A 23,864-nucleotide genomic window follows, 5' to 3' on the forward strand; every position below is an offset into this window, starting at 1 on the left:
AGAAGCCATCTGTGTTGAACAGGAAAATCCCATAAATCAGCAATCTAACATAAAGCTAATTGACAAGATAATAGAGCGTCATTGTGAGTACAAAAAGATACATATCGTTTTGGACAATGCGAAATACAATCATGGAAAGATATTCAAAGCGCACATTAAGAAATTAAAGCGTGAAAAGAACGTTGAAGTAGAACTCATATATCTTCCCACGTATTCTCCGAACTTGAATCTCATAGAAAGACTATGAAAATACGCGAAAAAGAAGGTAGTAGGAATTTATTACGATAAATTCCACAAATTCAAAGAGGCAGTAAGAAACTTCTTTGAAAAAGAAGTTAAAAAAGAAAGTTGTAAGGCAGAGTTAGCGAAATTTATAGGCTCCTCTTTTCAAATCATAAAGGGGTAATTTCTGTATATCTAAATTTGGTTGAGTATATCTTTTTCACGGTGGAAATTGAATTGGATGTCACTTCTGCTTTTTCAACTTTTTCCACTTCAACGTCTTTTGCGCCTTCTTCGTTATCGTCGATTTCATTTTCTTCCGGAACGCCTTCGTAATCAGCTTGGATAACTTCCCAATCCGTTTCATCCGGAATGTCTTCCACCATGTCCTGAGATATTCCCCGCTTCGTCGTTTCATCCGCGGCTATTGCCTTTTGTATCTCAACGGATATTGGAAGATATTTGCAAAGCTGTTTTATAGCGGCTTTTCTCGCCATTGCGTCGTAGTCCGTAACCCACGGGCCGAAGTTTGGAGATTTTGAACGCTTTCTTATCTTTTCAACGTCTCCCTTAGACATAACTAGGATACCTTGAACGATGGCCGATGTATTTCTATGATAAAACTCTTCTATGTTGTCAAAGAAAAAAGGAAAATGGTGATTGAGAAATCTTTCAATGGATGTTAGAATATTCATATCGCCTCACATCCTTAGGTTGGTTTTTTGGTTGATACATTTTAACCTAGATGTGGCTGACTTTAAAATATATGTTCTACAAATCCATTTTCAAATATCCGTAATGTTCACCTTGATAATTCTTGTAACATTGACGCACAGGATGAGTTAAAAAATGATGTTTATCGTGATACATCACGATGTGATACGCTCACAGAAATTTTGTCTTTGAAGATTTCACCAAGCTTTTGAGCAATGTAAACTGATCTGTGCTTTCCCCCAGTGCATCCAATAGTAATATAGAGTGTATCTTTTGCTTCTTTTGAATAGTTATCTATGACGAATTCTAAGATTTCTACAATTTTAGAAATGTATTCCTTTACCGCTTCAAATTGCTCAAAGTATCTTTGAACTTCTTTATCCGTTCCAGTTTTGTCCTTTAATTCTTCTACGTAGTAAGGATTTGGTAAAAAACGTGCATCAAACATGAAATCTGCGCTCAACGGGATTCCATATTTAAATCCAAATGATTCTATGGACATTTTCAAACTTCTGTTTAAATCTCCTTCAATGAAATTTACAATTCGCCTTCTAAGCTCGTGCGAATTCATTAGAGAGGTGTCCAAAACATAATCTGCCATTTCTTTTATTTTAGCAAGTTTCTCTCTTTCGTGTTGCACAAGGATTTCTATAGAACTCTTGCCATCTGAGAGTGGGTGTTTTCTGCGTGTTAGATTGTACCTGTTAACGAGGGTTTCTTCTTTCGCATCCAAAAAGATGATTTTAACTTCAATTCCCATTTTTTTTAATTTGTCTACGACTTTCCCTATTTCGTTAAATGATTCTCCACTTCTCACATCTATAACGGCAGCTAGCCTTTTGTTTTCTATTGAAGGATGCTTCATTATCGAAATCATGTTAAGCAAAAGGTCAGGAGGAATGTTATCCATGCAAAAATATCCAATATCTTCTAAAACTCCAAGTACAGTGGACTTTCCCGCTCCAGAGAGTCCAGATACGATTACCACTTCCAACTTTTATCCTTCCTTTCCACTCTTGTCATTGAACAAAGAAAACTCCGTCGCACGGACGACGGAGCAAATCACTTTTTCCTTGCTTTTTTTAATCTTTCTATTTCTGCTTTTAGAATAGCGTTTTCATTTTTGAGTTTTTCACATTCCTCAATGTCCATTTTCAATCTTTTGGATATCTTCTGTTCCAATTTCACGTTTCTTTCTTTCATCAAGCGCCATAACGTCTCTTCGGCTTCTATTGCCATTTCATCGTTAATAAAGCCTTCTTCTATTAGCTGGTCTACTATTTTGTCCACCGCCTTTTTATCGCTAGAATTGAGTTTGACCAGTTCGTATAGTATTTCTATTGAACGCTTTATTTTAAGCATTTTTACCTTGTTTTTTATCAATTCTAAAGGCGATTCATCTGGAATGTCCAAAAGCTTTTTCCCTTGATCGTAGTGCTTTTGTAAAAGCGCTGCCACTACGTGGCTAGTCACATCTTTTCCGCTTTTTTTATCTATGACTTTGATGTTTTTTCCTTCATTTAACATCCTTGCAATGTCTTTCAAAGTTATGAATTTTTTGGTGGACGTATCGTACAATTTTCTGTTTGAGTACTTCTTTATTATCATATCAACCATATCACCGATATAATAACACATTTAAGGAAATTAAAAATAGATCTCCCCTTTCACGTAAACTCCACTCTTTGACTTTTGTAGTCCAAAGTATTCCTGTGGATCACCGTTCATATACTCTCCGCCGAAATCTATAGATAAATTCTGAATTGGTTGGTAACTCGCATCGAAATCAACAAAAACTCCCTTTTCCATCCTTAAATTTTCCGAAGCAAAAGAAAGGGCAATGGCGCTGTTCAACTTCCATATGTCATTTATATTCTTGTTCGCGTAGAATAAAATTGAATTTTCAGCATTCTCCAAACTCTCACCAGGCAACCCTCTTTTTAATTCAATTCCTACCATCGTATTTGAAATGAATCCATTAACGCCCATTAACCCCAAAAATTTTTTATTAGCAGAAAGAGCGCATTCGCCATAAAGATTGTAATCCTGATTTATGGGAAATGGTCCACTGAATTCTGCTCCAATGGCGTTTAATCGAGGATAGGTAAGTTTTCCGTTTATCAAGCCAAAAGAATGCTCAAAACCATGATACGCATCCAGGTAAATGTTGTAATCACCTATCATAGTTGAATATCGTAGACCAATTTGAACGTTTTGGGGCAACGGCTGGATAAATTCCACACTTGAGGGAATGGTTGGATAAATATTTGGAGAAAAATTTGGAATTAAGTCTACTTCTAAAGAAGAACCATCGTTGTACCAGAAAGTGTTTTGAACTCCAACAATAGAGTTACGTATAGGAGAATTGAAAATGTCAGTAAAATCATATGCCTCTAAAAGATTAACCGGATTCTCTACTGGGCTTGTTCCCCAGTTTACGTAAAATTTTCCCGCTTTTAGTTCCATATTTGCGCTGTTGTAATCTATATACGCTTCGTTAAATGTGAGATTGGCCATGTTAGATTGTAAAAATGCCGGTGCTTTGCAATTTTTAGCGAAAAATTCTGAAAGCAAGTGAGACTCCATCAAAGTAAAGTTTATCTTTGCGCTAAAACCATTCCCCAGATCAACTTTTGAAATATTGATATCTCTCAACGCCTGAACAATTTTGCCATCGTAATACCTTACAACGTACCCAGCTTTTCCTGAGAGATTTGGAGTGGCCATGGCAGTCACTCCGAAAAGAAGAACGGCAATTGAAAAGAAAATAATCATCACTTTTTTACTCATACTTCATTCCACCTTTAATATCTGAGTATTGGCATGAAAAGCGTTCTTACGCTGAAAAATGAAGAAGGAATGTTCAAATCAAATTCTGTTTTTTCGAGTACTATTGTGGTTTTTGAAGAGCCATCAGCCATGTTCAATGAGATGTTCTTGAACAACCATCTTCCATCAACATTTTCCAAACCAGAGTTTTTCATTGTTTTGTAAAGTTTTCCATCCTTGTAAAATTCTATTTTTGTTGGTAGAAAATGAGATTTGTCTATGGTCATAACAAGCTTCGAATACTGCGAATCATGATTCGGTGTTATTTGGACAACGTATTCAGAAGAATCATCTGCCAGTAGAGTGTACTTTCCGTCTTCTTTCTGTGAATAAAGTAGTGAAAGATCACTGTAGGTGAAATCAGAACCTGCAAACTTTGAATTTTTCGAAGAGCCTGCGATCCGCTGCATTCTATGATATGCTGGCATGTAAAGATATTCTTTGTCCTTTCCAAGGCTTAAAAGTGACATACCTTTTATACTTTGAGGGTAGTTGAAACGCACAAAAGCGAACTTTTTTTGGCCGTTGTTGTAAACGTAGATGACAAGTTTGTACTGCTTTTCTGGCATGTTCTTTTGCTGAACATACATTTTCATTTCCACTTTCTGAGTTTTGAATTTCGAATTTTCATTCACAACCTTGTCCATTATTTGCTGGGTTGTAAGTGCAAATGAGGTTGAAACAATCCCAGCTAAGATAACGGAAATACTCAGTAACGTCAAAAACTTTTTCACAAAGATCACCCCTTCTTTTTAGTTATTTTGAACGCTTTCCTGTAAAAAGTTTCAGGAAGCATTGAAAGCAATGGAACAAGCACAAAAACAGAAAGTAAAAGCGCTACAACCATAGTAGAAATTGACAAAACTGCAAATTGTTTTAATCCCCCTATACTCGATATGAAGAATGTGGCAAATCCCATTGAAGAAGCCAATGAGTTGAAAACGATACCTTTTCCGGAGGTAGCAAAAGTTTCCACCATGGCTTCGTGAACCTTTCCAATTTTTTTGAACTCCACTTTAAAACGACTAAAAATCTGAACAACGTAATCAACACCAACGCCTATTGTCATGGAAGCTATGGTAATGGTTATGGCATTGAGTGGAATGTGAAACATACCCATCACGCTGAAATTGAATATAACGGTTAAGCCGACTGGTATAAGTCCTATTAAAGAAAGTGTCAAAGAAGATGTTTGTATTACAAGCAGGATAAACACCACTATTGCAGAAAGAAGCATAGACTCGTACTGTGAACGCATCAACATATCTGAGACGTGATTGTAGACTACTGGAATCCCAGTAATGCCTATCTCAACATGATATTTGCCATTTTTGGTTGGAATTGCTACATTTCTGTCGGATAGTTCAAGAGACAAGTTTTCAAAAGTGCTCGCGCTTAAAGATATATCTTTCAGTTCTTCTTTTAACAAATTTTCAATATATTCGGTTCTGAATTCGTTAACCAATGCAGGTATCTGCGCTTCCAAAATTGGTGCCAGCATTTCTTCATTTTCTTCACCAATTTTTTCTTTTAAAGTACTTTCAAAAGTACCTTGAGAGTACCCATTTTTCAAACTTTGTTCAATAGCTGACCTAAGCTTGGATATTTCCTTGGAAGAGAAACCATCCAACATGTCCAAAGATTTTAAGTATTCGACAAGATCATTTGAAACATTTGAAGATTTGCTTTTTAATATCTCTTCAGTTGAGATGTTTACCACTTCATGCGTAATTTTTTTAATTGCAATTGGAGAGATGTCTTTGTCAATAGCGATGAAATATCCATTTAAGTAATCGCTCAGGGCTCTTTCGGCCAATACTTTTTCTCTTTCATCACAGTTTGATAGATCTACATAGGAATAACTTTTAAAAATGTACGTGTTTACGAATTTTTCCAATCTCTCCCTCAGTTCTCTTATTTCATGCATCGAGATTGGTTTTACTCTGATCTGTTCAACGCTCTCGTCTAATTTCCCATCTACCAGTTGTGATAGGTCATTTCCCTGCATCAAAAACCACAAATTTTGTATTTTATCGTTTTGTAAAGGAATGTAATTTTGATCGTTAAATCTTTCATTCATTTCTTGAATCATCGTTGCCAAGGAGTAAGTTCCTCCAACAACATCTTTAAAATGATTTGTTGAGTACATGGATATAAGATTTTCACTTCTTAACAGATATGGATCCGTTGCTTTGCCTTTAAAATCAACGATCAAGAAATCACTTCCGTTGAAGTTGTCGTTAAAGTAGTCCATTGCCCTTACAACATCGTTGTTTTTCCCAAGCAAAACGGATAACCTCATATCCGATTGAATTTTGAAGATGTAAAGACTAACGGCACCAATTGCCAAAAATGTTAAAGCAATAAATGCAACTCTATGTTTTAGAATTACGTTGGCGATTTTTCTTCCAAGATTGCATTTTTTCGTTTCTTTTTTTCCTTGAGAAGCATGCTTTTTTGAAAAAGATGCCATAGCTGGAGTAAAGAGAAGGTTCACCAAGAGCGCAAAACTTATACCAATTGCGGTGAAAACTCCAAATGCCCTTATTGGGTTTATGTTAACGGTTACCAAAGAAAGAAAGGACGCAATGGTTGTCAAAGCGCTTAACAAAATGGCAGTGCCAATATCGCGCAAAGTATGTGACACTCTAACGCTGTGATCCGCGTCTTTTTCTTCAAAATATTTATTTACCACGTATATACCATAAGCGTTTCCAAGCGCGATTACCACAACCGGAATTGCTATATTTGCCAACGTCATGGTGTAACCTAAAATACGGATAAGACCTACAGTCCACGTAGAAGATAAAATTACTGAAAGAAGCGGAAGTAAAAAGCCCACAGCATTTCTAAAAAGTAAAAGTAGAACTATGGCTACCGCTGCAAGGGAAAGCGGAATGAGGATTTCCATGTTTTTAAGCGCTATCTTTCTGGCAGAGAGATTTGATGTTGGTATACCTGTGTAATATACTTTTTGAGCCGTTGAATGTAAGTTCACGTAGTCTTCTATCTTTTTGCTCACATTGATGCTTTCTTTTTCCGTCAAGCTTGCATCCAAGCTTGCCATTATCATCGCAGAACGACCATCTGGAGAGACAAATTGACCTTTGAAAATTGGAGAAGACATTACGGATTTTTCCAAGGACTTTAAATTTACATGCTTTCCACTTTTCAAGATTTCGTTTATTTTTGAAACCTGAACGCTTCCGTTTACATCTTCAATCCATGGGGCATTTGTTAAAGAAATAACGGATTTTACACCTTCAATTTTTTGAATTCCTTTTGTAATTTCGGAGATGTTTTTCAATGAACTCATTGAAAAGAGGGAATGATATTTCATTCCAATGAGAACAAGATTGTTCATTTTAAAACGATTGGCAACCCTGTTGTAAAAAGAGATCTCTGGATCGTTTTCTGGTACGTACTTAGTGATGTTGTCTATAACTTGAACTTTTGATGCTTCATACGCCATAAAAACACTTAAGAGTAAAAAGATAACGATAATGAACCATCTGTGTTTTGAGATCCACAAACCAAGTTTTTGCATTTCAACACCCCTTTGTCATTTTATTATGCATTGCATAATTTTTATGCAATGCATAATATATCCCTTTTAATTGAAATTCAAATTAAGAAAAAGTTATCTTTAAATTAAATTGCTTTCTACTTGGCTTCGTGTTGATAACCTTTATGCAGTTTGAAGGCAATTTACACTTTGGTTTGTGGTAACATATTTCTAACGAAATATTATGGGAGGTTTGAAAAAATGGAATTTTCCAAAAGGGTTGTAGAACACAGAAGATGGTTTCATCAGCATCCGGAACTCGGATTTGAAGAATACGAAACGTCAGATTACATAGCGAAACACTTAAAAGAAGCTGGGATACCTTTCAAAAGGCTTAAAACTGGCATAATAGCGGATTTGAACGTTGGCGCTTCTCAAACATACGCGCTAAGGGCGGACATAGATGCGCTTCCTATTCAAGAAGTTGAAGGACGAGAGTATGGTTCCAAAAACCCTGGAAAAATGCATGCTTGTGGTCATGATGCGCATGCTGCCATGCTTTTAACTACAGCGGAATACATGGCAAGGCATACGCCAAAGAAAAATGTAAGATTTATCTTTCAGCCAGCCGAAGAAGGTAGAGGCGGTGGGGAATATATGGCAGAACACGGCGCTGTGGATGGCGTTGATATGGTTTTTGGGATACACGTTTGGTCAAAGACAAAGGCGGGAGTGTTTGAAATTAAAGAAGGGCCATTAATGGCTGGAGCATCTGAATTTGAAGTGCAAGTAATTGGTTCTGGGGGGCACGCCGCTTCTCCACATCTTACTGTTAATCCAATAGCCGTTGGAGCCACTTTGGTAAATGAGATTTTTAAAATTAGGATGCTCTCGGTGGATCCAATAGAAACCGCTGTGGTGAACGTTACATCTTTCAACTCGGGAAATACATTTAACGTTGTTCCCCAAAATGCTACTATTCTTGGGACAATAAGGGCGTTTTCAAACGAAACAGAACAAATCGTGTTTGAAAAGTTCAAAAATTTAGAACAGCTAGTGGAGGCTTTGGGAGCAACTATGAAAACTAAAATAGACGTCGTGACAAGACCGGTTTTGAATTCAAAAGAAGCCGTTGAAGTTGCACGGCATGCAATCGAAAAACTTGGATTTGAAAGTGTTGAGGCAACACCAACGATGGGAGGGGAAGATTTTTCCTTTTACCTTCAAAAAGTTCCAGGAGCTTTCTTCTTTTTAGGAGTTAGAAATGAGAAAAAAGGCATAACATCTCCCCATCATAGCCCCACTTTCGATGTGGATGAAAGCGCTTTGGAAAAAGGAGTAAGATTCTTCATAGAACTTTGCAATTAAAAGCTCCCTTTGGGAGCTTTTAATTCAAAATTTTTTTCATCTTTTCAAGCATTTCTTGAGTTAAAAGTTCGTCATTTTTGTAATACAAAACGGGAGCCCTAAAGTACGAAACTTTTCCCCTCATATCCATGGGAATTAAAAGTTCAAATTCGTCTCTGTAATCCTTCCAATTTATTAAAACTGGTGTTGCTAACCCATCTTTCAGGCACTCATCCAGAGTTTGAAAGTGTACCACGTTTTTAAAGGCATCTTTTATGTCTTTTATCTCTTCCTCTGAAAGATAAGTGTACACTTCAACGTCTTTCAGTTGATCAAAACCTATCCCCGCTTTCTGTCGATAAATCAAGGTGTTACCATTTTTCAACCTGTAAAATTTGGTTTTTTCGTCTATTTCCCTATTGTGGGCAACACGTCCTATCAGAGCTGCATCAATATTTCCGTTGTAGAGTAAGTAAAGCACTTCTGCGGCGCTTGAAGAGGGAAATACGTCGATATTTTCGAAATTTTGAGCTATCTTTTCCGCGTAAGGTTCCATAGTTGGACAATAAGATATTTTTACCATATTCACACCTCCAAGTTTGTCTTCATCTTTTCATCTTCTGTAAAAGCTTAAAACTATATCACCGTACTTTTTTCTTTTAAAAAGGTATATGTACTTTCCATTTTCAGGGGGCATTTCTTTTTCAAAGGATTCTATTATTCCAATGCCCTCTTCCTTTAAAAGTCGGCTATGATAATCCAATGCCTTAAAAGCTTCCAAAGTTAGCCCCGTCCCAAAAGGCGGATCCATAAAGATAATATCGTAACTCTTTCCTTTTTCTTCAAGCCTTCTTACTGCTATTCTAAAATCAACATTTATAACGGTTGCTTTGGAAGCGATCTTCTCAAGATTCTTCCTTATCGTCCAGCAAGAAGATCTAGCTATTTCCACGATCGTCGCATTTCGCGCTTCTCTGCTCAACGCTTCTATTGTAACAATACCACTTCCTCCGAAGAGTTCCAACACATCTTTACCTGTAACGTCAACGGTATCGTAGATGGCTTCTCTCACTATAGCAGGTGTGTACCTTGTTCTTTTATCTTTCACAGAAGAAATAATGGTTCCTTTGTACTTTCCACCTGTTATTTTCAATTCATCCAACCTCCACAAATTTTATCCTTTCACCGTATCTTCTTCTTATCTCTTTCATTAAATTTGGATGTTTTTCGAGCTCAGGATCAAAATCTATTAGCTCTTCAGCGTCTATTTTAGCATGTTGAAGGAGCTTCTCATCGCTTATGAGATCTGCAACTTTAAATTCTGGTAGCCCGTGTTGACGCGTTCCCATGAATTCTCCTGGTCCTCTCAATTTCAGATCGTAATTTGATAATTCGAACCCATCATATGTATGGGCAAAGTAATGAAGCCTTTCGTTTTCGTTTCCATTGGTTAAAAGGATGCAATAAGACTTTCCTCCTCCCCTTCCAATGCGTCCTCTTAGCTGGTGAAGTTGAGCCAGGCCAAATCTTTCAGGATGCTCTATGATCATCACGTTGGCATGGGGGATATCTATTCCAACTTCTATAACCGTTGTTGAAACGAGAAGTTTTACCTTCTTCATTTCAAAGTCCTTCATAATCCTTTCTTTTTCTTCTGAGGGCATTTTCCCGTACAACAATCCAACGTTGTAGTTCTTGAAAGGACCATTTGCAAATTCTTCATATATTTCTTTTGCCGCTTTGATATTCAATTTTTCTGACTCTTCAACAAGGGGAGAGATCCAGAAAACTCCTGTCCCGTTGTCCATTTCTTCTTTTACAAAATCAAAAACTTCATTTCTTTTTGAGATATTCACGAGCAATGTTTTGGGCTTTTTTCTTCCTTGTGGCATTTCATCTATTGTAGTTATGTCTAAATCTCCGTATATGGTCAGCGATAACGTGCGGGGAATTGGTGTTGCCGTCATGAACAACGTGTCAACAGCCTTTCCTTTTGATATTAGGGATTCTCTTTGTCTGACGCCAAATTTATGTTGCTCGTCTATTACAACGAGACCTAAGTTGTTGAAAATCACGTCTTTTTGAATTAGTGCGTGTGTACCAACGACTATGTCAACTTCTCCTTTTAAGATCCTTTCTTTTATTTCTTTTTTTTGTGTCGATGGCGTTGATCCAGACAGAAACTCCATTTTTATTCCAAGTTTTGAGAAATCTTTTTTCAGTCTTTCAAAATGTTGACTCGCCAAAACGTACGTAGGCGCCATAAAAGCAACTTGAAATCCGCTTTCTATTACGTCCAGCATTGATATCTCTGCCACTACCGTCTTTCCACTTCCAACATCACCTTGCAAGAGTCGGTTCATGGCCACAGCTTTTGAGAGATCTTTTTCTATCTCCCTTAGAGCACGCTTCTGTGAAGAAGTCAATTCAAATGGCAAAACGTTTACGAAAGAAGACGACAATTTTCCTGAAAAATTCTTTGCTACGCCTCCCTTTGACTGAAGTTTTCTCTTAACCATTAGTTGTGAAACTTGAAGAAGAAAGAATTCTTCGTATGCCAATCTTTCCTTTGAAGACCTTAAATGGTATTCACTTTGCGGAAAGTGAATGCCGTACATGGCCCTTTTCACGTCCAAAAGTTTTCTCTTTTCCATTATTTTAATTGGTAGCATTTCATCAATTAGATGGACATAAGGGATGTTAGCTTCCATTATAATTCTCATCATTTTTTGAGAAATTCCCGCAGTTAGATCGTAAATAGGAGTAATTTTGACATTTTTTTCGTCCACAATTTCAAAATCCGGTGAAGTCACTTGATATTGCCCGTAGTTATTTTTAACAATTCCGCTAAAAGCTATGCGTTTAGCGTTTTTGAGAGAACTGAAAAGATACTCTTGGTTAAACCAAACAAGATACATATTGGAAAATCCATCCGTAACAACGGCATTGATTATAGTGTAACCTTTTACCCTTTTTTTTTCCACGCTTACTATTTTAGCCGTTGCACAAACGCGCTGGCCTGGTTGCAAATTGAGAATATTAAGAGGTTTTCGCCAATCGTCGTAATTTCTTGGAAAGTGGTACAAGAGATCTCTTACAGTAAAAATTCCTAATCTATTCAAATGCTCTTCACGTGATGGTCCCACTTTTTTTGCAAATTTTACAGGCGAATCTATATCAATTTTTTTTGAAGGTTCCAAAGGGAGTGACGTTAGATTTTCTTTTCTCATTTTTTCTATCATTAAGAGACCATTTTGAAGGCGAAGCTTTTGCCTTTCAACGGGAAGTTTAGAAAAACCAAAGAAATACTTGCAGAATTTTTCCATTCTTTCTTCCGCATCATGCGGCACGGCTTTAACTCTCGAGAAAGATTTCAAAAAAAATTTCTCTATTTCTGAGGCATTTTTTCTTTTTTCTAACGCTTTTTTGAAGAGGGTTTCAGAAAAATCCAAGAATTCTTCAAAGAGCATTTCACTTTTCATTTTTTTAAATTCAATTGCGTTGCGGGATCATTTGCAAAGTACGTGGAAGTGGCTACAGACTCAATACCAATTTGTTGCAATTCTAATTCATCCACTTGGTTTCTTGCGAAAAAGCCCATGGTCGCGATAGTAACGGCGATAAGGATACCAACTACCAATATGCTAAGCTGTCCTTTACGCATCTATATACCCCACGTATGGCACGTTTCTGTACTTCTGATCGTAATCGAAGCCGTATCCAAGTATGAATTTATCTTCCACATTGAAGCCTGAAAAATCCACAGGCGTTTCTATCTTCCTATGGGCTCGCTTTTCAAAGAGAGCGGCAACCTTTAAAGTTGTAGGATCGTACTTTGAAAAATATTTCAGTATGTAGTTCAAGGTTATCCCCGTATCAACTATATCTTCAACAACGAGTATGTGTTTTCCAGTTATGCTTTCATCAAGCCACGATTTCACACGGACCCTCTGGGTACTTCCCTGACCGGCGTAACTTGAAACTTGAACAAAGCTGTAAGAAACATTCAAACCGATTTCCAAAACAAGATCGCTAAAAAAATGAACAGCCCCCTTTAAAACACAAACTGCCACAATTTCATCAGTCATTGGCTTGTAAAAATCGGTTATCTCTTTTCCCATCTCTTTAATCCTTTTTTGAAGCTGCTCTCTGGTATAAAGTACGTGCACATCGCCACCTCCAATAAAATTCATGTCTTTAGCGTGAAGTTATCTATCTTTTTAACTATGGAAGGAGAAATCTTTCCAGCCTTTCTGGCAGTTATTTTGTTAAGGATAAAAAAGTATATTCCTACAATCACCCCAGCCACTCCAAGGGAAACGTAATCGTTTGTTCCAAACAAATATTTAAGAGTCAAAATCGTGGCCAGCAAAATGAGTACGGGAATGCCGTAAAGAAGTCCCGAAAGGGCAGACACACTCACGTGTTCTGGAATATTTATTTCTACCATGTCTCCAATCTTCACATCGTAATTGTTGGGATTTACGACATGAATATGTTTTTTACTGCCACATACGGAATTCAAAGGACAGCTTTGACATGCCGCAGCATCATTTGAGAAAGTCTGCACTTCTATTGTTCGTTTTTCGATCTTTAAGATTTTTGCCATTTCACGCATTTTAATCAACTCCTGATATAATTATATCATCATCGCGTTTTACAAGTTGGTGAATTTTTTCGTTATAGTTTAAGGAGTGTGAGCCGTCTGAAAAGAATCTTGATCATGACTGATGGAGGAGCAGTGAAAAATCCAGGAAGGGCCGCGTCGGCTTTTGCTATAAAAGAAGGTAATAAAATCGTTTGCATTCATTCCGAGTGTGTTGGAAGTACTACTAACAACGTTGCGGAGTATAAAGCTGTTATAATGGCATTGAAATACGCAAAAGAACGTTTCAAAAATGCCAAATTCATTCTTCAAAGTGACAGTCAACTTGTTGTAAAACAATTGTCTGGTGAATATAAGGTGAAAGCGAAAGATCTGTTGCCTCTTTTTAGTGAAGCAAAGGAGCTAGTTCGGGAACTCTCAGTCAAAGTAATATGGGTTCCACGTGAAGAAAACAAATTGGCCGATTTTCTCGTTGGCATGATCAGGAGGAACGAAAGTGGATAAGATATTCGATGTAGTCTTTTCTCCAAAAAATTTTTTCAGAGTTTCGAAATACAAGCGCTTTGATTCGATGATCGTTTTGCTAACAGTATGGTTTACAAACGTGTTGATTTTATATCCATCGTTGAAGTACACACCATTTTTTGGAAGGTTTATAATTCTTTCGTTAATTGGATTGGGCCTTTTTTTCATTTATTGCATTCTTTCAATGGCCATACACGTAATATTTGGTGGTGCAAAGAGAGATTCAATGATTGGGTTTCCATACGTGATGATTCCCCATGTTATGAGTGGATGGTTTTTTCTCTTATCGTTGAACAACAAGTGGCTTTCTTTTCTTTACCTTTTACCTGTTGGGTGGTCAGTGATACTTGAATTCTATCTCGTCAGGTCATCAACCAATCATGGCATGCTTTACACAATTGCCGTAAGATTTTCAAGAGATGTGATATTTGCACTTGGAGTGTACGCTTTTTTAAGGGGATGGATAATTTGAATATTGGAATGATGACCGATACTTATATTCCTCAAGTTAATGGTGTCGCCACATCTGTGAACCTTTTTAAGAGGTATTTGGAAAGTTTGGGAGAAAAAGTTTACGTTTTTGCGCCAATGGTGCCCAAAAATGAAAGCAACGCGTTTAAGGTAAGTGGGTTGAAATTCCTTTGGGAAAAACAACACCGTCTGGCAATTCCCATCTCTCACAAAATATACAATTTGACGTCTCGGTTAAATATAGACATTATTCATTCTCATGCTCCGTTTAGCATGGGATTTCAAGCTTTAAGGGTAAGTGAAAAATTAGGGATTCCACACGTTCACACTTATCACACCCTGCTTACCGAGTACCGCCATTACATTCCACTGCCATTCAGACCAACTGAAGAAGCTGTGAAAGAATTTAGCGCCTGGTTTTGCAACCTTACAGATACCGTAATAGCTCCAACTGATAAAATAAAAGAAGAACTCCTGGGATACGGTGTCACAGTTCCAATACACGTTTTGCCAACTGGAATAGACGTTGAAAATTTTCGAAAGCCTTTGACATTTTCCGTGAAACAAAAGCATTCTATTCCACAAAATCACAAAATAATCCTTTTTGCTGGAAGAATAGCAAAGGAAAAAAATGTGGATTTTCTGCTGGAAGCCTTTACCCTTTTGCGTGCATCTTTAAGAAATGTGACGTTAATTATGGCAGGAAATGGTCCGGAGATGCAAGAGATACTTCACAAAGCGCGCAGACTTGGGCTTGAAAAAAATGTGATTTTAACTGGTTACGTTAACCGCGATGTACTCGTCGAGTATTATCGGCAAGCGGATGTTTTTGCATTCGCTTCTGTGACGGAAACCCAAGGTTTGGTAGTTTTAGAAGCACTCGCCGCCGGTTTGCCCGTTGTGGCGGTTGCCAAAGAAGGAGTTAAGGACGTTTTAAGAAACGAAGTCGGATGTTTGCTTTTGGAAGAGGTCGAAGTGGCATCCTTTGTCAAAGCTTTAGAAAAGATGTTGAAGGATGAAGAATTTTCAAAAGAGATGTCCAAAAAAGGTGTAAAATACGTTACAGAGCATTGGTCAATGATGACAATGGCAAAAAAAGTGGATGAGATTTACAGGGAGTTGGTCTTATCTTCAACTAAAAAGAGGAGGAAAAAAGATGGTACCAAATCTTTTTTTACTTATTTACGCCGTTTCGGCTTACGCGTTTTCTAACAATTCTTTGGTTTATTCGAATGACAAGAAAGAAGTACAGAAGGCGATCACTTGGAGTGTACTGATATCTTTATCGTTCACTTTTGATCTGCTCACCAATTGGGTTGGCCTTTTAAGCGTTTCAATCTTCACAGCTTTCATGATCGCGACAGTTTTGATTAAGAGAAGCCGGGATTCTTTCGGATGGTACTTAACCTGGGAATTGATAAATTTGGGAGTGGCACTGGCATTTACCATTCCGCTTTCAGCGTTACTGGAAACCACTTCTTACTTGAGGCCTCCTTTTGTGAATTATCTTTTGGGGCTTACCTTGGTTTCAGTTGTTTTTGCTGACATATTTAGAAGAACCGGTTTGATTTCTAAAAGTGAAGGCGATTCAGATGGAAATTTTGAAAGAATTTTGTTGTTTGTCTTTGTAATGGCTGGTCAATTATGGTATGTGTTGCTCACAATAGCAGGTATGCTGCTTTATCGTTTTCTCAGATACAGAAATTTTTCAAAAATGTGGATTGTCAGTCCAACCGTTGGAGTGCTCTTTTCACTTTTGTGGTATTTCTTGATGGAAATGAAATGGATTTAACGCTTTAAATCTTTAAAGTTTTTCAAGTGATTGTCGATAATGAAAGTGGAGATTAATTTGGAGGGATCGATATGATCGATAAAGTTCAAGGACTGAATTTTAATAACGGTCAAAAGGTGGCAAGTGCAAGTTCTTCTCCTTCAACGTCTTCGGCGGTAAAGGCTAACCATGGGGGACAAAAAAATGGTAAAACTCTTCAAAATGAGCAGGTAAATTCGCAAAAGGTTTTCAAAGATCTCACGAAAAAATTGGAAGAACTGAAAAAAGTCGTAAAGACGAGTTTTAAATACGAGATTCTGAAAAATCCGGATATGATAGTTCTCAAAGTCGTAAACGACGAAAATGGGGAGGTTGTGCGCCAGATTCCCCCAAAGGAAGCCGTAAAATTGGCAAAGGCTATAGACGAGTTGTTAGGGCTTTTTGTTGACAAGCATGTTTGATTTCAAATTTGAAAGAAAATTGAAACGTTAAAGAGGTGAAGGAGATGAACGTTAATCCAACAAGTTCTAACGTGAACGATTACCTTTCTATGCCGCTTTCAATACCAGGTCTGGCAAGCGGAATGGATTGGCAGTCTTTAATTCAAAAGATAATGAGCGTTTCAGAAGAACCTTTACATAGATTAGAAGCGGAGAAAAGCGATCTTCAGAATGAGCAAAAAGTGCTTGAAAAGACGTTCAAGCCAATGGTTGAGAAATTCAGGCAATCTTTGCTCACGTTGGAACTTCCGTCCACCTTTAACGCCAAATCCTCCACCGTTTCTGATAATTCTGTTTTAAGTGCCGATGTATCGTCGACTGCGCTTACTGGAACGTATCAGATAAAAGTTGATAAGATGGCAACATTTACCACATTAACTCCTTCTTCTACGGTGGGAAAAGCCATTGATCCAACTAAAACTCTCGATGATTTGAAGTTAAGGCAAGCCGTGACAGGTGGTTATTTTACCATCAATGGAGTGCAAATAAATGTTGATCCTTCCACCCAATCTTTGAACGATGTTATAAATGCCATAAACAATTCTGGAGCTGGAGTAACCGCATCTTACGATTCAACAACCGATAAGTTAACGTTAACTGCGAATGGAAATGCTCTTATAAACATAGGCTCGCCATCAGATACCTCTAATTTTCTGCAGGCCGTTTATTTAACAGGGGCTGCCGAGAACACGGATGAAAATGGAAATACCACTGTGAGTTCTACCGTACACATAGGGGCGGTGGATCCTTCTTTCACCTTGTCATCACTTGGAATAAAATCCGGTAACATAAAGATAAATGGCGTGGAAATTGCAGTTGATCCTACACAAAGTCTGGAGAGTTTTATTGAAGAGATAAATAATTCTAACGCTAACGTGACAGCCTGGTACGATTACAACGCAGATAAGGTTTATCTTCGTTCGAAGATAGGTGGTCCCGTTTCTATTACAACGGCAGAAGCCGATAGTTCTAACCCCACAAATGTTGTAAGCGCATTTGGGTGGGACAATGCGACGCAAAACGCCGGTCAAAATGCCCAAGTAGAAGTGAGTATGGATGGAGGCGCTACATGGACAACTTACGATCGCTCAACTAACAACATATCGGATATTTTGCCGGGCGTTACATTAGATCTTTATTCCTCATCTTCAACACCGGTGACCTTGACCATTTCACAAGACACTTCCAAAGCCATGGACGCCATTCAAAAATTCGTCGATTCCTTCAACAAAATTGTGAATTGGATAAACACTCAATACAATCAACAACCTCCGAAAGAGACCAAAAATGCAAGTGGCTCTTCGACCACACAAGGTGCTCTTTATCACAACCAAATGATAGAAGATGTGCTTTCGAAGATGAAAACGATGGTTTACCAATTGGTGCCAGGGCTTTCGAAATATAACAGCTTACCATCAATTGGCATAAACACTGGAAGTGTGGGCAGTGGTTGGTACCAGACCATGGTGGGAACCATTTCTTTGGACAAAGATAAACTCAAGGCTGCCCTTCAAGACGATCCTCAACAGGTGTACGAGCTCTTCGCAAACGATCCGGATTCTTCTACAGGCGATCCAAATGCCGGAAAAGGCGTTATTCAACAATTGGATAGTACTTTGTACTCATTTACCGAATTTAACGGAATAATAGATCAATACGCATCAATTCAAGGGTACATAGGCCAACGTCTTTTGAGCATTAACTCCCAAATAGAACAAACTGCGAGATTTTTAAAGCAACAGCAAATGTACTACATTCAGCAGTACACCGCTATGGAAAGAATGATGGGTGGAATGTCAGGAGAAGGCTCCTTCATTGCCAGCGCTTTAAAACAGGGAAGCTCACAATGAGTATTTGAATATTTTTAGGAAAAACCTAAAGAAAGGAACATTCCTTTCTTTTTTATGGAGGAACGAGATGAAGAGTCTTGGAGTGTTAGGAGGAATGGGGCCAGCCGCGTCCGCAAAATTTTTGGAAATATTGGCAGAACTTTCTCCAGCCAAGACCGACCAGCAACATCCAAAGATCTTCTATATTTCCGACCCAACCATTCCAGATAGGACAAAAGCAATACTTGAAAATGGGAAAAATCCAACTTCGCAGTTGAAAGATGATCTGTTTAAGCTTGTAAATTGTGGAAGCGAGATATTGGCAGTACCGTGCAACACGGCTCATTATTTCATAGAAGACTTCGCTGAAGAGCTTCCGGTTCCGCTTGTGAATATCATTGAAGAAAGCGTTAAGATGGCAAGGAGTGTTTCAAGTTCTGGAGTCTGGGTTCTTTCCACAAAGGCAACATGGGAAAGTGGTCTTTATTCCAAACACGCCAAACGTTACGGTTACAAATTGTTCTTTCCATCGGATGATATAAAAGATGAAGTTCAAAATATAATATACATGGTCAAATCAAAACGTGTGAAGGAAGCGGCTTTCTTTTTGGAAAATGTCTTGAAAACGCTCTGGAAGGAAAAAGATGTCCCTTTTATAGCGGCGTGCACCGAACTCCCACTTGCTTATGAAAAAACCTCTTTGCCTTCTGAAAATATGATATCGAGTTTGTATGCCCTAGCCAAGGCATGCGTTGAGAGAATATACCGATAAAACAAAAACTAAGCCAATTTGTTTATCACCGATTTTACCCAATTTTTCATGAATTCGGCATCTTCACGTGTTATATCTTGATGAGCGTAACGAAGCCTTACAAATAAATCGGTGGCGCGATTTAGGTCTTCGTCTTCAATCCTTTCCCTTAAATACTTTTCGAATTCGTAGGGAGTACTAGAAGGATTTCCCACCTTTTTTCTCAATAATTTGTAGTAAAAGAGTACGATTTTCCACGGAGTGGAGTTGGCAAAATCTTTTTCCATTTCTTCTTGTTCATGCAAGTTTTCTTCCTCTTTTGAGTTAGATGTTTTTGCTCCTGCCGAAAAAGGAGTTACATCTTTAAGAAATCTGAAGATCATGAACACCATTACGCCAAGTCCGCCTGCCGCCAAAATGAGCCAGATTACCGGGTCACCTACTTTTGCCTCTGCGTGAACACCTCCGATATAGGATGAAATGTTACCAAAGTTTCTTGGCAAATTCGTCGGTAAAAATACTTTGTTAGGATTGAATTGGAAAGCAGTTTTTGGGACTTTCATGGAATTTCCAGCCAAATTCAAGGCGTACGTCAATATTCCAATTACGAAAAAGGCAGACGCCACTATCCATATTGCCAACATCAATTTTGACCATTTTATATTTTTCTTCTTTCGTCTTTTGAATTTGAAGAAGGCTATGAAGAAAAATACTCCTACACCAATTATCGCTCCTCCTATAAGGTATATTACTATGTTAAAAATCATGTTTTCAAAGTGAGTGTGTGGAACGTAAAACCTTCTATGAATCGGTATTCCAGCAATTCGATTTGTTGAGTGGAGAGTATATACGCTGGATCCGTGGGAATTTGGAGTGCTCTTTGTATTTGTGAGAGTGGATGAGCTTGTAGAATGTGGTATGATGCTTTTCAATGGAGTTAAAGGTGTTGAAAAAGAATCTATTAAAAACAGAGAGGTTCCCGCTACAATCGTAATTGTCAATAAAATAACAAACATCTTTGAAAGACGTCTTTTGTGAACGTTTAACGAAAGCGCAAAAGATGTGATGAACAAAATCATGAATCCAAATGAAATTTCGCGGCAGCAATACTGTGTCACCATACCGCTTATGGCTGTGATAACAGAGAGAACCAAAAAAGTGTTGAGAGTTCGTTTGATAAGATGCACCGTAATGTATGCCACAATGTAAGAAATAGCAAAAAATATGGCAGCTAGTCCAAATGGAGAAACAGGATAAGAGTACCAAGTTGATAGGCTTAACCAAAAAGTTTTGAATGTAAAAATCATGGGATTCATTTTAGAAAAGAAGGAAAGATAAAAAATGGAAGAAAAGGCGTAGGGAATGCTCCAAATTATCCAGGAACTACCAAATTTCACTACCGTTACGGAAAACAATTTCATGAAAAGCAAGATCACCGGTATGAAAAACAAACCAATGAGAGGTATCTTGAATGCAAATGAAAGAAGAATTTCAAAAGCTATAAACCAGGATAGATCAACGTACTTCCAGAGGGTTCTTTTCATAGCTTTGTATCACCTCGTCCACTGATTCGTTGTCCATCATAACGTGAACCATAACGTTATTCTGCATCAAGAGTGTGCTCTGATCTCGTAACTTCTTAACTTCCTGTGGAAGAATGGCAAATGAACGATATTTCTTATGATACGGCATTCTAAAACCGTATGGCATTACAAATGCAATGAGCTTCGAAACTCTTGACTTTATGGTTAAAAGCTTTGGAACCACGCCATCTGTAAGATAAATCGAAATCAACACCACTGTTGAATTTTTAGACATGGAGTACATGTCCCTTTGAAGCACGTTTTCCAGCAGAAGATCTTCAGAAGGATCGTCAACACCTCTCGCGCGCGCCAAAGCGTCCAGATAAGGAACGTAATCTTTTCTTATCCATTGAGGATGAACTTCGTAAATCTTGTCTCCAAGCACTTTTAAAGTGATCTCCATTCCATGATCTGAAAAATATTTAATAAATCCAGACGCCGCTATTGAAGCGTACTCTTCGTAATCTTTCCGTATGGATGACCAAACGTTTCGTGCGTAAACCTCAGGTGGAAGGTTATAGTCCACGTACATTTTAACAACGGACGAAGCGGTGTATTCGTATTCCTTTACCATGAGTTTATCCAAATGCGCGCTTATTTTCCAGTGAATGCGTTGGAAAGGCTCGCCAGAATATTCATGTACGCCCGTTATATGGGTTGTGTCTTCCAAAAGCTTGAAATTCGTTTTTTGCCCCTCTACCGGGTCTACGAGCATAGTCTTGAATGTGTCTATTGGGAGCATCTTTGGAAAAACTAATAAGCTGCGCTGAGGAGAAAAAGTTTTTTCCAGGCGAAATAGATTTAAAAAACCGTTTACCACGACCCTGATATGCGAAAAATGGTGTTCTCCCCTTGTCCTGAAACCCATCGTATATCTTATTTTTAATTTCTCATTTGGAGCGATAGAGCCTATAACGCTTTTTTCACCAAAAGTTCTTCTTTCATCATCCAAATCCATGGTCTCTTTTTCTATAACGTAACCATTTTCCGCACCGAAGTCTATTAGTTGGACATTATCAAATGTAAATTTTGAGAGGTTTAAGAGAGCGCTTTCGCATTCGACAGGATCATCCGTAAAGACCCTTTTTGGAGATACTTTGACCTCAATCTTCAACTTTTCCGCATTTTTAACCATTAAGAAAAAGTACACCCATATCGTGCCCACAAACGCGGCCGTTGCAAGCGTAAAAGCTCCTACACTTACAAATAACATTACTCCGCTGAAGAGTGAAAGCGTGGCGAGCGACGTTATATCATACTTCATCTTTTTTTGTCACCGGTACAGGAATTTCTTCAAAGGTTCTATCTATTACATCTTCGACTTTGATCATCTTCACGCGTGCTTCTGAAGTAAGAATTAGTCTATGGCTTAAAACTTCTTTCGATATGGCTTTAACGTCGTCTGGAATAACGTAATTCCTTCCTTTTACGAGTGCGTATGCCATAGCGCCCTTCATCAAGCTCAGCGATGCTCTCGGACTCGCGCCAAGGTATAAGTCTTTGTCATGGCGCGTGTGTTCAACGATGTTAACTATGTAATCCTTTATGGTATCATCTACTGTTACAGATTTCACCGCATTTTTCATAAACGCCACTTCGTCAGCTGTCACAATACTTTTCACGTCCTCAATTGGATGATGTTCTACTTGAGAGGAAAGCATTTTTATTTCCATATCATGTTCTGGATATCCCATTTTCAATATGTAAGCAAATCTATCAAGCTGAGCTTCCGGAAGTGGAAATGTGCCTTGATACTCTATTGGGTTTTGAGTAGCTATTACGAAGAAATTGTCGCTTAGTCTTCTCGTAACCCCGTCAACTGTTACCTGCCCTTCGGCCATGGCTTCCAAGAGCGCCGATTGAGTTTTTGGAGTTGCCCTGTTTACCTCGTCAACTAAAAGAATATCCGTAAATATAGGTCCTTCTTTAAATTCAAAACGCCCGCTTTCTTTTTTGTATATGGATAGCCCGGTTAAATCGGTGGGAAGCAGGTCCGGGGTAAATTGGACTCTTTTAAAATCCAATCCCAGAGATATTGAAAGTGCCCTTGCCAGCATTGTTTTTCCAGTTCCGGGAACGTCTTCCATCAGCACATGACCGCCTATCATAAAAGCTGATAGGAGTTTTTCTATAACTTCTTCTTTACCATATATAACTTTTGAAATGTTATTTATTATCTTCTCCCTTATTTCAACCACTTGCACCTCTTCACCACCTCCCAAAAAACAAAACGACTCCTTTTTTCAGGAGTCATCGGCTTCAAAAGCTTTAAGGCGAACTCCTCCGCCCTTTGCCCTTTTATTCTTTGCCCACATATAGACTTATACCATACATTTTTTTTTAATGTGTAACATAAAAATGTAAATAAGGTAAACTAACTTCTGTGATAACATGCTCAATCTATGGACCAACGCTACAAAGCACTTGGAAAAATAGAATCTTACTCTTTCAAAAATTAGGATGTTTTAAGATGTATATCGAAAAATATCACGAGGTGATGTGAATGCATACGGGCTTTTACACGGCCACGATGGGAATGCTCGTGGAACAAGCGCAAGTCGATACCATTTCAAACAATTTGGCAAACGTGAACAGTCCGGGATACAAATCCGATTCGATATCTTTCAAGGCTATGATGAAAAGACCTTTGTACGAAGCAAATGAATTTGAAAAAAAGAAGTTTATTGGCGATACCTACAATGCAGTTGTTGTTGATACCGTGCAGCCGAATATGCAAGAAGGTACGATAAAAGAGACTCATGGAAAATTCGATTACGCTATAGAAGGTAGGGGTTTTTTCGCCGTAAGAGATGGAAAAAGAATTCTTTACACGAGAAATGGAAGTTTTGGCGTTTCAGAACAGGGCTATTTGGTCGATAAATTTGGCAGGGAAGTGTTAAACGCATCACTGACACCGGTAAACGTTTTGAATGGTGAAAAACCAGCGGTTTTTGACGTGAAAAATGAAGAAAAGCTTCAAAAAGTTGGAGACACATCATTTGTTCCAACAAAGGAAAGCGGAAAATTCATCTTGAAACCAGACGCCAAAGTTTTGAACGGATATCTTGAAATGTCCAATGTAAATGTCGTCAGACAAATGGTGGATCTCATAAATGCGTACAGGCATTACGAAATTTCTCAAAGGGTAATAACCACAGAAGACACGCTTTTTTCAACGGCCCTTAGAGTAGGAAGTCCAAGATAAGGAGGA

Annotated in this window: 25 protein-coding genes; 10 read left to right on the plus strand and 15 right to left on the minus strand. The window is 38.1% G+C overall.

Annotated features, from left to right (window positions below; genetic code table 11):
• The coding region (locus tag ACXJIN_RS06490) for a transposase (protein ID WP_456400608.1) at positions 1-247 on the plus strand (247 nt) is incomplete at its 5' end.
• A gap of 145 nt (positions 248-392) precedes the next feature.
• Here the strand turns inward: ACXJIN_RS06490 and ACXJIN_RS06495 are convergent.
• The 6 genes from ACXJIN_RS06495 to ACXJIN_RS06520 form a co-directional block, all read right to left on the minus strand.
• Positions 393-917, minus strand: coding sequence for a recombinase RecT (locus ACXJIN_RS06495; RefSeq protein WP_456400610.1), 525 nt, complete (start codon positions 915-917; stop codon positions 393-395).
• 161 nt (positions 918-1,078) lie between these two features.
• Complete coding sequence (gene rapZ, locus ACXJIN_RS06500; RefSeq protein ID WP_456400668.1) at positions 1,079-1,924, minus strand: RNase adapter RapZ; 846 nt, start codon at positions 1,922-1,924, stop codon at positions 1,079-1,081.
• A 74-nt stretch (positions 1,925-1,998) separates the two neighbouring features.
• The gene (locus tag ACXJIN_RS06505) at positions 1,999-2,544 is read right to left on the minus strand and encodes a polyhydroxyalkanoate synthesis regulator DNA-binding domain-containing protein (RefSeq protein ID WP_456400612.1); all 546 of its coding nucleotides are present in this window, start codon (positions 2,542-2,544) and stop codon (positions 1,999-2,001) included.
• A 39-nt stretch (positions 2,545-2,583) separates the two neighbouring features.
• Positions 2,584-3,726 carry a hypothetical protein gene (locus ACXJIN_RS06510; RefSeq protein WP_456400614.1) on the minus strand — a complete coding sequence of 381 codons (1,143 nt, stop codon included), beginning with the start codon at positions 3,724-3,726 and terminating at the stop codon, positions 2,584-2,586.
• 14 nt (positions 3,727-3,740) lie between these two features.
• On the minus strand, positions 3,741-4,499 hold the full coding sequence (locus tag ACXJIN_RS06515; RefSeq protein WP_456400616.1) for an outer membrane lipoprotein-sorting protein: 759 nt from the start codon (positions 4,497-4,499) through the stop codon (positions 3,741-3,743).
• A gap of 5 nt (positions 4,500-4,504) precedes the next feature.
• Positions 4,505-7,312: an efflux RND transporter permease subunit gene (locus ACXJIN_RS06520; RefSeq protein ID WP_456400618.1), complete on the minus strand. Its 2,808-nt coding sequence runs from the start codon at positions 7,310-7,312 to the stop codon at positions 4,505-4,507.
• 219 nt (positions 7,313-7,531) lie between these two features.
• Here ACXJIN_RS06520 and ACXJIN_RS06525 point away from each other — a divergent pair, with 219 nt between their 5' ends.
• Entirely contained in the window at positions 7,532-8,638 is a 1,107-nt protein-coding gene (locus tag ACXJIN_RS06525; RefSeq protein WP_456400620.1) for a M20 metallopeptidase family protein, read from the plus strand.
• A gap of 19 nt (positions 8,639-8,657) precedes the next feature.
• Here the strand turns inward: ACXJIN_RS06525 and ACXJIN_RS06530 are convergent, their stop codons facing one another.
• The 6 genes from ACXJIN_RS06530 to ACXJIN_RS06555 are packed head-to-tail and all read right to left on the minus strand — an operon-like array spanning position 8,658 to position 13,235.
• On the minus strand, positions 8,658-9,200 hold the full coding sequence (locus ACXJIN_RS06530; RefSeq protein ID WP_456400622.1) for a hypothetical protein: 543 nt from the start codon (positions 9,198-9,200) through the stop codon (positions 8,658-8,660).
• 30 nt (positions 9,201-9,230) lie between these two features.
• Positions 9,231-9,770: a 16S rRNA (guanine(966)-N(2))-methyltransferase RsmD gene (gene rsmD, locus ACXJIN_RS06535; RefSeq protein ID WP_456400624.1), complete on the minus strand. Its 540-nt coding sequence runs from the start codon at positions 9,768-9,770 to the stop codon at positions 9,231-9,233.
• Position 9,771: 1 nt separating this feature from the next.
• Complete coding sequence (gene recG, locus ACXJIN_RS06540; RefSeq protein ID WP_456400626.1) at positions 9,772-12,099, minus strand: ATP-dependent DNA helicase RecG; 2,328 nt, start codon at positions 12,097-12,099, stop codon at positions 9,772-9,774.
• Positions 12,096-12,281, minus strand: coding sequence for a hypothetical protein (locus ACXJIN_RS06545; RefSeq protein ID WP_456400628.1), 186 nt, complete (start codon positions 12,279-12,281; stop codon positions 12,096-12,098). Before ACXJIN_RS06545 ends, recG begins: the two co-directional genes overlap by 4 nt.
• Positions 12,274-12,810: a hypoxanthine phosphoribosyltransferase gene (gene hpt / locus ACXJIN_RS06550; RefSeq protein WP_456400630.1), complete on the minus strand. Its 537-nt coding sequence runs from the start codon at positions 12,808-12,810 to the stop codon at positions 12,274-12,276. Before hpt ends, ACXJIN_RS06545 begins: the two co-directional genes overlap by 8 nt.
• The gene (locus ACXJIN_RS06555; RefSeq protein WP_456400632.1) at positions 12,807-13,235 is read right to left on the minus strand and encodes a SoxR reducing system RseC family protein; all 429 of its coding nucleotides are present in this window, start codon (positions 13,233-13,235) and stop codon (positions 12,807-12,809) included. Before ACXJIN_RS06555 ends, hpt begins: the two co-directional genes overlap by 4 nt.
• 105 nt (positions 13,236-13,340) lie before the next feature.
• Here ACXJIN_RS06555 and ACXJIN_RS06560 point away from each other — a divergent pair, with 105 nt between their 5' ends.
• From ACXJIN_RS06560 to ACXJIN_RS06590, 7 genes are all read left to right on the plus strand, one after another.
• Positions 13,341-13,727 (plus strand): ribonuclease HI family protein, encoded by a 387-nt coding sequence (locus ACXJIN_RS06560; protein WP_456400634.1) that lies wholly within the window; start codon positions 13,341-13,343, stop codon positions 13,725-13,727.
• A complete protein-coding gene (locus tag ACXJIN_RS06565) occupies positions 13,720-14,220 on the plus strand; it encodes a hypothetical protein (protein WP_456400636.1) in 501 nt (166 codons plus the stop codon). The genes ACXJIN_RS06560 and ACXJIN_RS06565 overlap by 8 nt, the downstream gene beginning before the upstream one ends.
• Complete coding sequence (locus ACXJIN_RS06570) at positions 14,217-15,431, plus strand: glycosyltransferase family 4 protein (RefSeq protein ID WP_456400638.1); 1,215 nt, start codon at positions 14,217-14,219, stop codon at positions 15,429-15,431. Before ACXJIN_RS06565 ends, ACXJIN_RS06570 begins: the two co-directional genes overlap by 4 nt.
• Positions 15,376-16,011, plus strand: a complete 636-nt coding sequence (locus tag ACXJIN_RS06575) for a hypothetical protein (protein ID WP_456400640.1) — start codon at positions 15,376-15,378, stop codon at positions 16,009-16,011. The genes ACXJIN_RS06570 and ACXJIN_RS06575 overlap by 56 nt, the downstream gene beginning before the upstream one ends.
• A gap of 71 nt (positions 16,012-16,082) precedes the next feature.
• The gene (locus ACXJIN_RS06580) at positions 16,083-16,451 is read left to right on the plus strand and encodes a flagellar protein FlaG (protein ID WP_456400642.1); all 369 of its coding nucleotides are present in this window, start codon (positions 16,083-16,085) and stop codon (positions 16,449-16,451) included.
• 44 nt (positions 16,452-16,495) lie between these two features.
• Positions 16,496-18,340, plus strand: a complete 1,845-nt coding sequence (fliD, locus tag ACXJIN_RS06585) for a flagellar filament capping protein FliD (protein ID WP_456400644.1) — start codon at positions 16,496-16,498, stop codon at positions 18,338-18,340.
• A 67-nt stretch (positions 18,341-18,407) separates the two neighbouring features.
• On the plus strand, positions 18,408-19,091 hold the full coding sequence (locus tag ACXJIN_RS06590; protein ID WP_456400646.1) for an aspartate/glutamate racemase family protein: 684 nt from the start codon (positions 18,408-18,410) through the stop codon (positions 19,089-19,091).
• Between the two features lie 8 nt (positions 19,092-19,099).
• Here ACXJIN_RS06590 and ACXJIN_RS06595 read toward each other — a convergent pair whose 3' ends face one another.
• Genes ACXJIN_RS06595 through ACXJIN_RS06605 form a run of 3 tightly spaced genes read right to left on the minus strand, consistent with a single transcriptional unit; the run spans position 19,100 to position 22,851 of the window.
• Entirely contained in the window at positions 19,100-20,614 is a 1,515-nt protein-coding gene (locus tag ACXJIN_RS06595) for a DUF4129 domain-containing protein (RefSeq protein ID WP_456400648.1), read from the minus strand.
• Positions 20,586-21,917, minus strand: a complete 1,332-nt coding sequence (locus tag ACXJIN_RS06600) for a DUF58 domain-containing protein (RefSeq protein WP_456400650.1) — start codon at positions 21,915-21,917, stop codon at positions 20,586-20,588. Before ACXJIN_RS06600 ends, ACXJIN_RS06595 begins: the two co-directional genes overlap by 29 nt.
• Entirely contained in the window at positions 21,907-22,851 is a 945-nt protein-coding gene (locus ACXJIN_RS06605) for an AAA family ATPase (RefSeq protein WP_456400670.1), read from the minus strand. Before ACXJIN_RS06605 ends, ACXJIN_RS06600 begins: the two co-directional genes overlap by 11 nt.
• Before the next feature lie 305 nt (positions 22,852-23,156).
• Between ACXJIN_RS06605 and ACXJIN_RS06610 the strand changes: the two genes are divergently transcribed.
• On the plus strand, positions 23,157-23,858 hold the full coding sequence (locus ACXJIN_RS06610; protein WP_456400652.1) for a flagellar hook-basal body protein: 702 nt from the start codon (positions 23,157-23,159) through the stop codon (positions 23,856-23,858).
• Positions 23,859-23,864: the final 6 nt, after the last annotated feature.

Source organism: Mesoaciditoga sp. (genome assembly GCF_054006115.1).

Bases quoted from the DNA above. Each gene is read 5' to 3' on its own strand.
- ACXJIN_RS06495 (WP_456400610.1), bottom strand. From the start codon at position 917: ATGAATATTCTAACATCCATTGAAAGATTTCTCAATCACCATTTTCCT.
- ACXJIN_RS06505 (WP_456400612.1), bottom strand. From the start codon at position 2,544: ATGATAATAAAGAAGTACTCAAACAGAAAATTGTACGATACGTCCACC.
- ACXJIN_RS06510 (WP_456400614.1), bottom strand. From the start codon at position 3,726: ATGAGTAAAAAAGTGATGATTATTTTCTTTTCAATTGCCGTTCTTCTT.
- ACXJIN_RS06520 (WP_456400618.1), bottom strand. From the start codon at position 7,312: ATGCAAAAACTTGGTTTGTGGATCTCAAAACACAGATGGTTCATTATC.
- ACXJIN_RS06525 (WP_456400620.1), top strand. From the start codon at position 7,532: ATGGAATTTTCCAAAAGGGTTGTAGAACACAGAAGATGGTTTCATCAG.
- ACXJIN_RS06530 (WP_456400622.1), bottom strand. From the start codon at position 9,200: ATGGTAAAAATATCTTATTGTCCAACTATGGAACCTTACGCGGAAAAG.
- recG (WP_456400626.1), bottom strand. From the start codon at position 12,099: ATGAAAAGTGAAATGCTCTTTGAAGAATTCTTGGATTTTTCTGAAACC.
- ACXJIN_RS06545 (WP_456400628.1), bottom strand. From the start codon at position 12,281: ATGCGTAAAGGACAGCTTAGCATATTGGTAGTTGGTATCCTTATCGCC.
- hpt (WP_456400630.1), bottom strand. From the start codon at position 12,810: ATGAATTTTATTGGAGGTGGCGATGTGCACGTACTTTATACCAGAGAG.
- ACXJIN_RS06555 (WP_456400632.1), bottom strand. From the start codon at position 13,235: ATGCGTGAAATGGCAAAAATCTTAAAGATCGAAAAACGAACAATAGAA.
- ACXJIN_RS06560 (WP_456400634.1), top strand. From the start codon at position 13,341: ATGACTGATGGAGGAGCAGTGAAAAATCCAGGAAGGGCCGCGTCGGCT.
- ACXJIN_RS06575 (WP_456400640.1), top strand. From the start codon at position 15,376: ATGGTACCAAATCTTTTTTTACTTATTTACGCCGTTTCGGCTTACGCG.
- ACXJIN_RS06580 (WP_456400642.1), top strand. From the start codon at position 16,083: ATGATCGATAAAGTTCAAGGACTGAATTTTAATAACGGTCAAAAGGTG.
- fliD (WP_456400644.1), top strand. From the start codon at position 16,496: ATGAACGTTAATCCAACAAGTTCTAACGTGAACGATTACCTTTCTATG.
- ACXJIN_RS06590 (WP_456400646.1), top strand. From the start codon at position 18,408: ATGAAGAGTCTTGGAGTGTTAGGAGGAATGGGGCCAGCCGCGTCCGCA.
- ACXJIN_RS06595 (WP_456400648.1), bottom strand. From the start codon at position 20,614: ATGAAAAGAACCCTCTGGAAGTACGTTGATCTATCCTGGTTTATAGCT.
- ACXJIN_RS06600 (WP_456400650.1), bottom strand. From the start codon at position 21,917: ATGAAGTATGATATAACGTCGCTCGCCACGCTTTCACTCTTCAGCGGA.
- ACXJIN_RS06610 (WP_456400652.1), top strand. From the start codon at position 23,157: ATGCATACGGGCTTTTACACGGCCACGATGGGAATGCTCGTGGAACAA.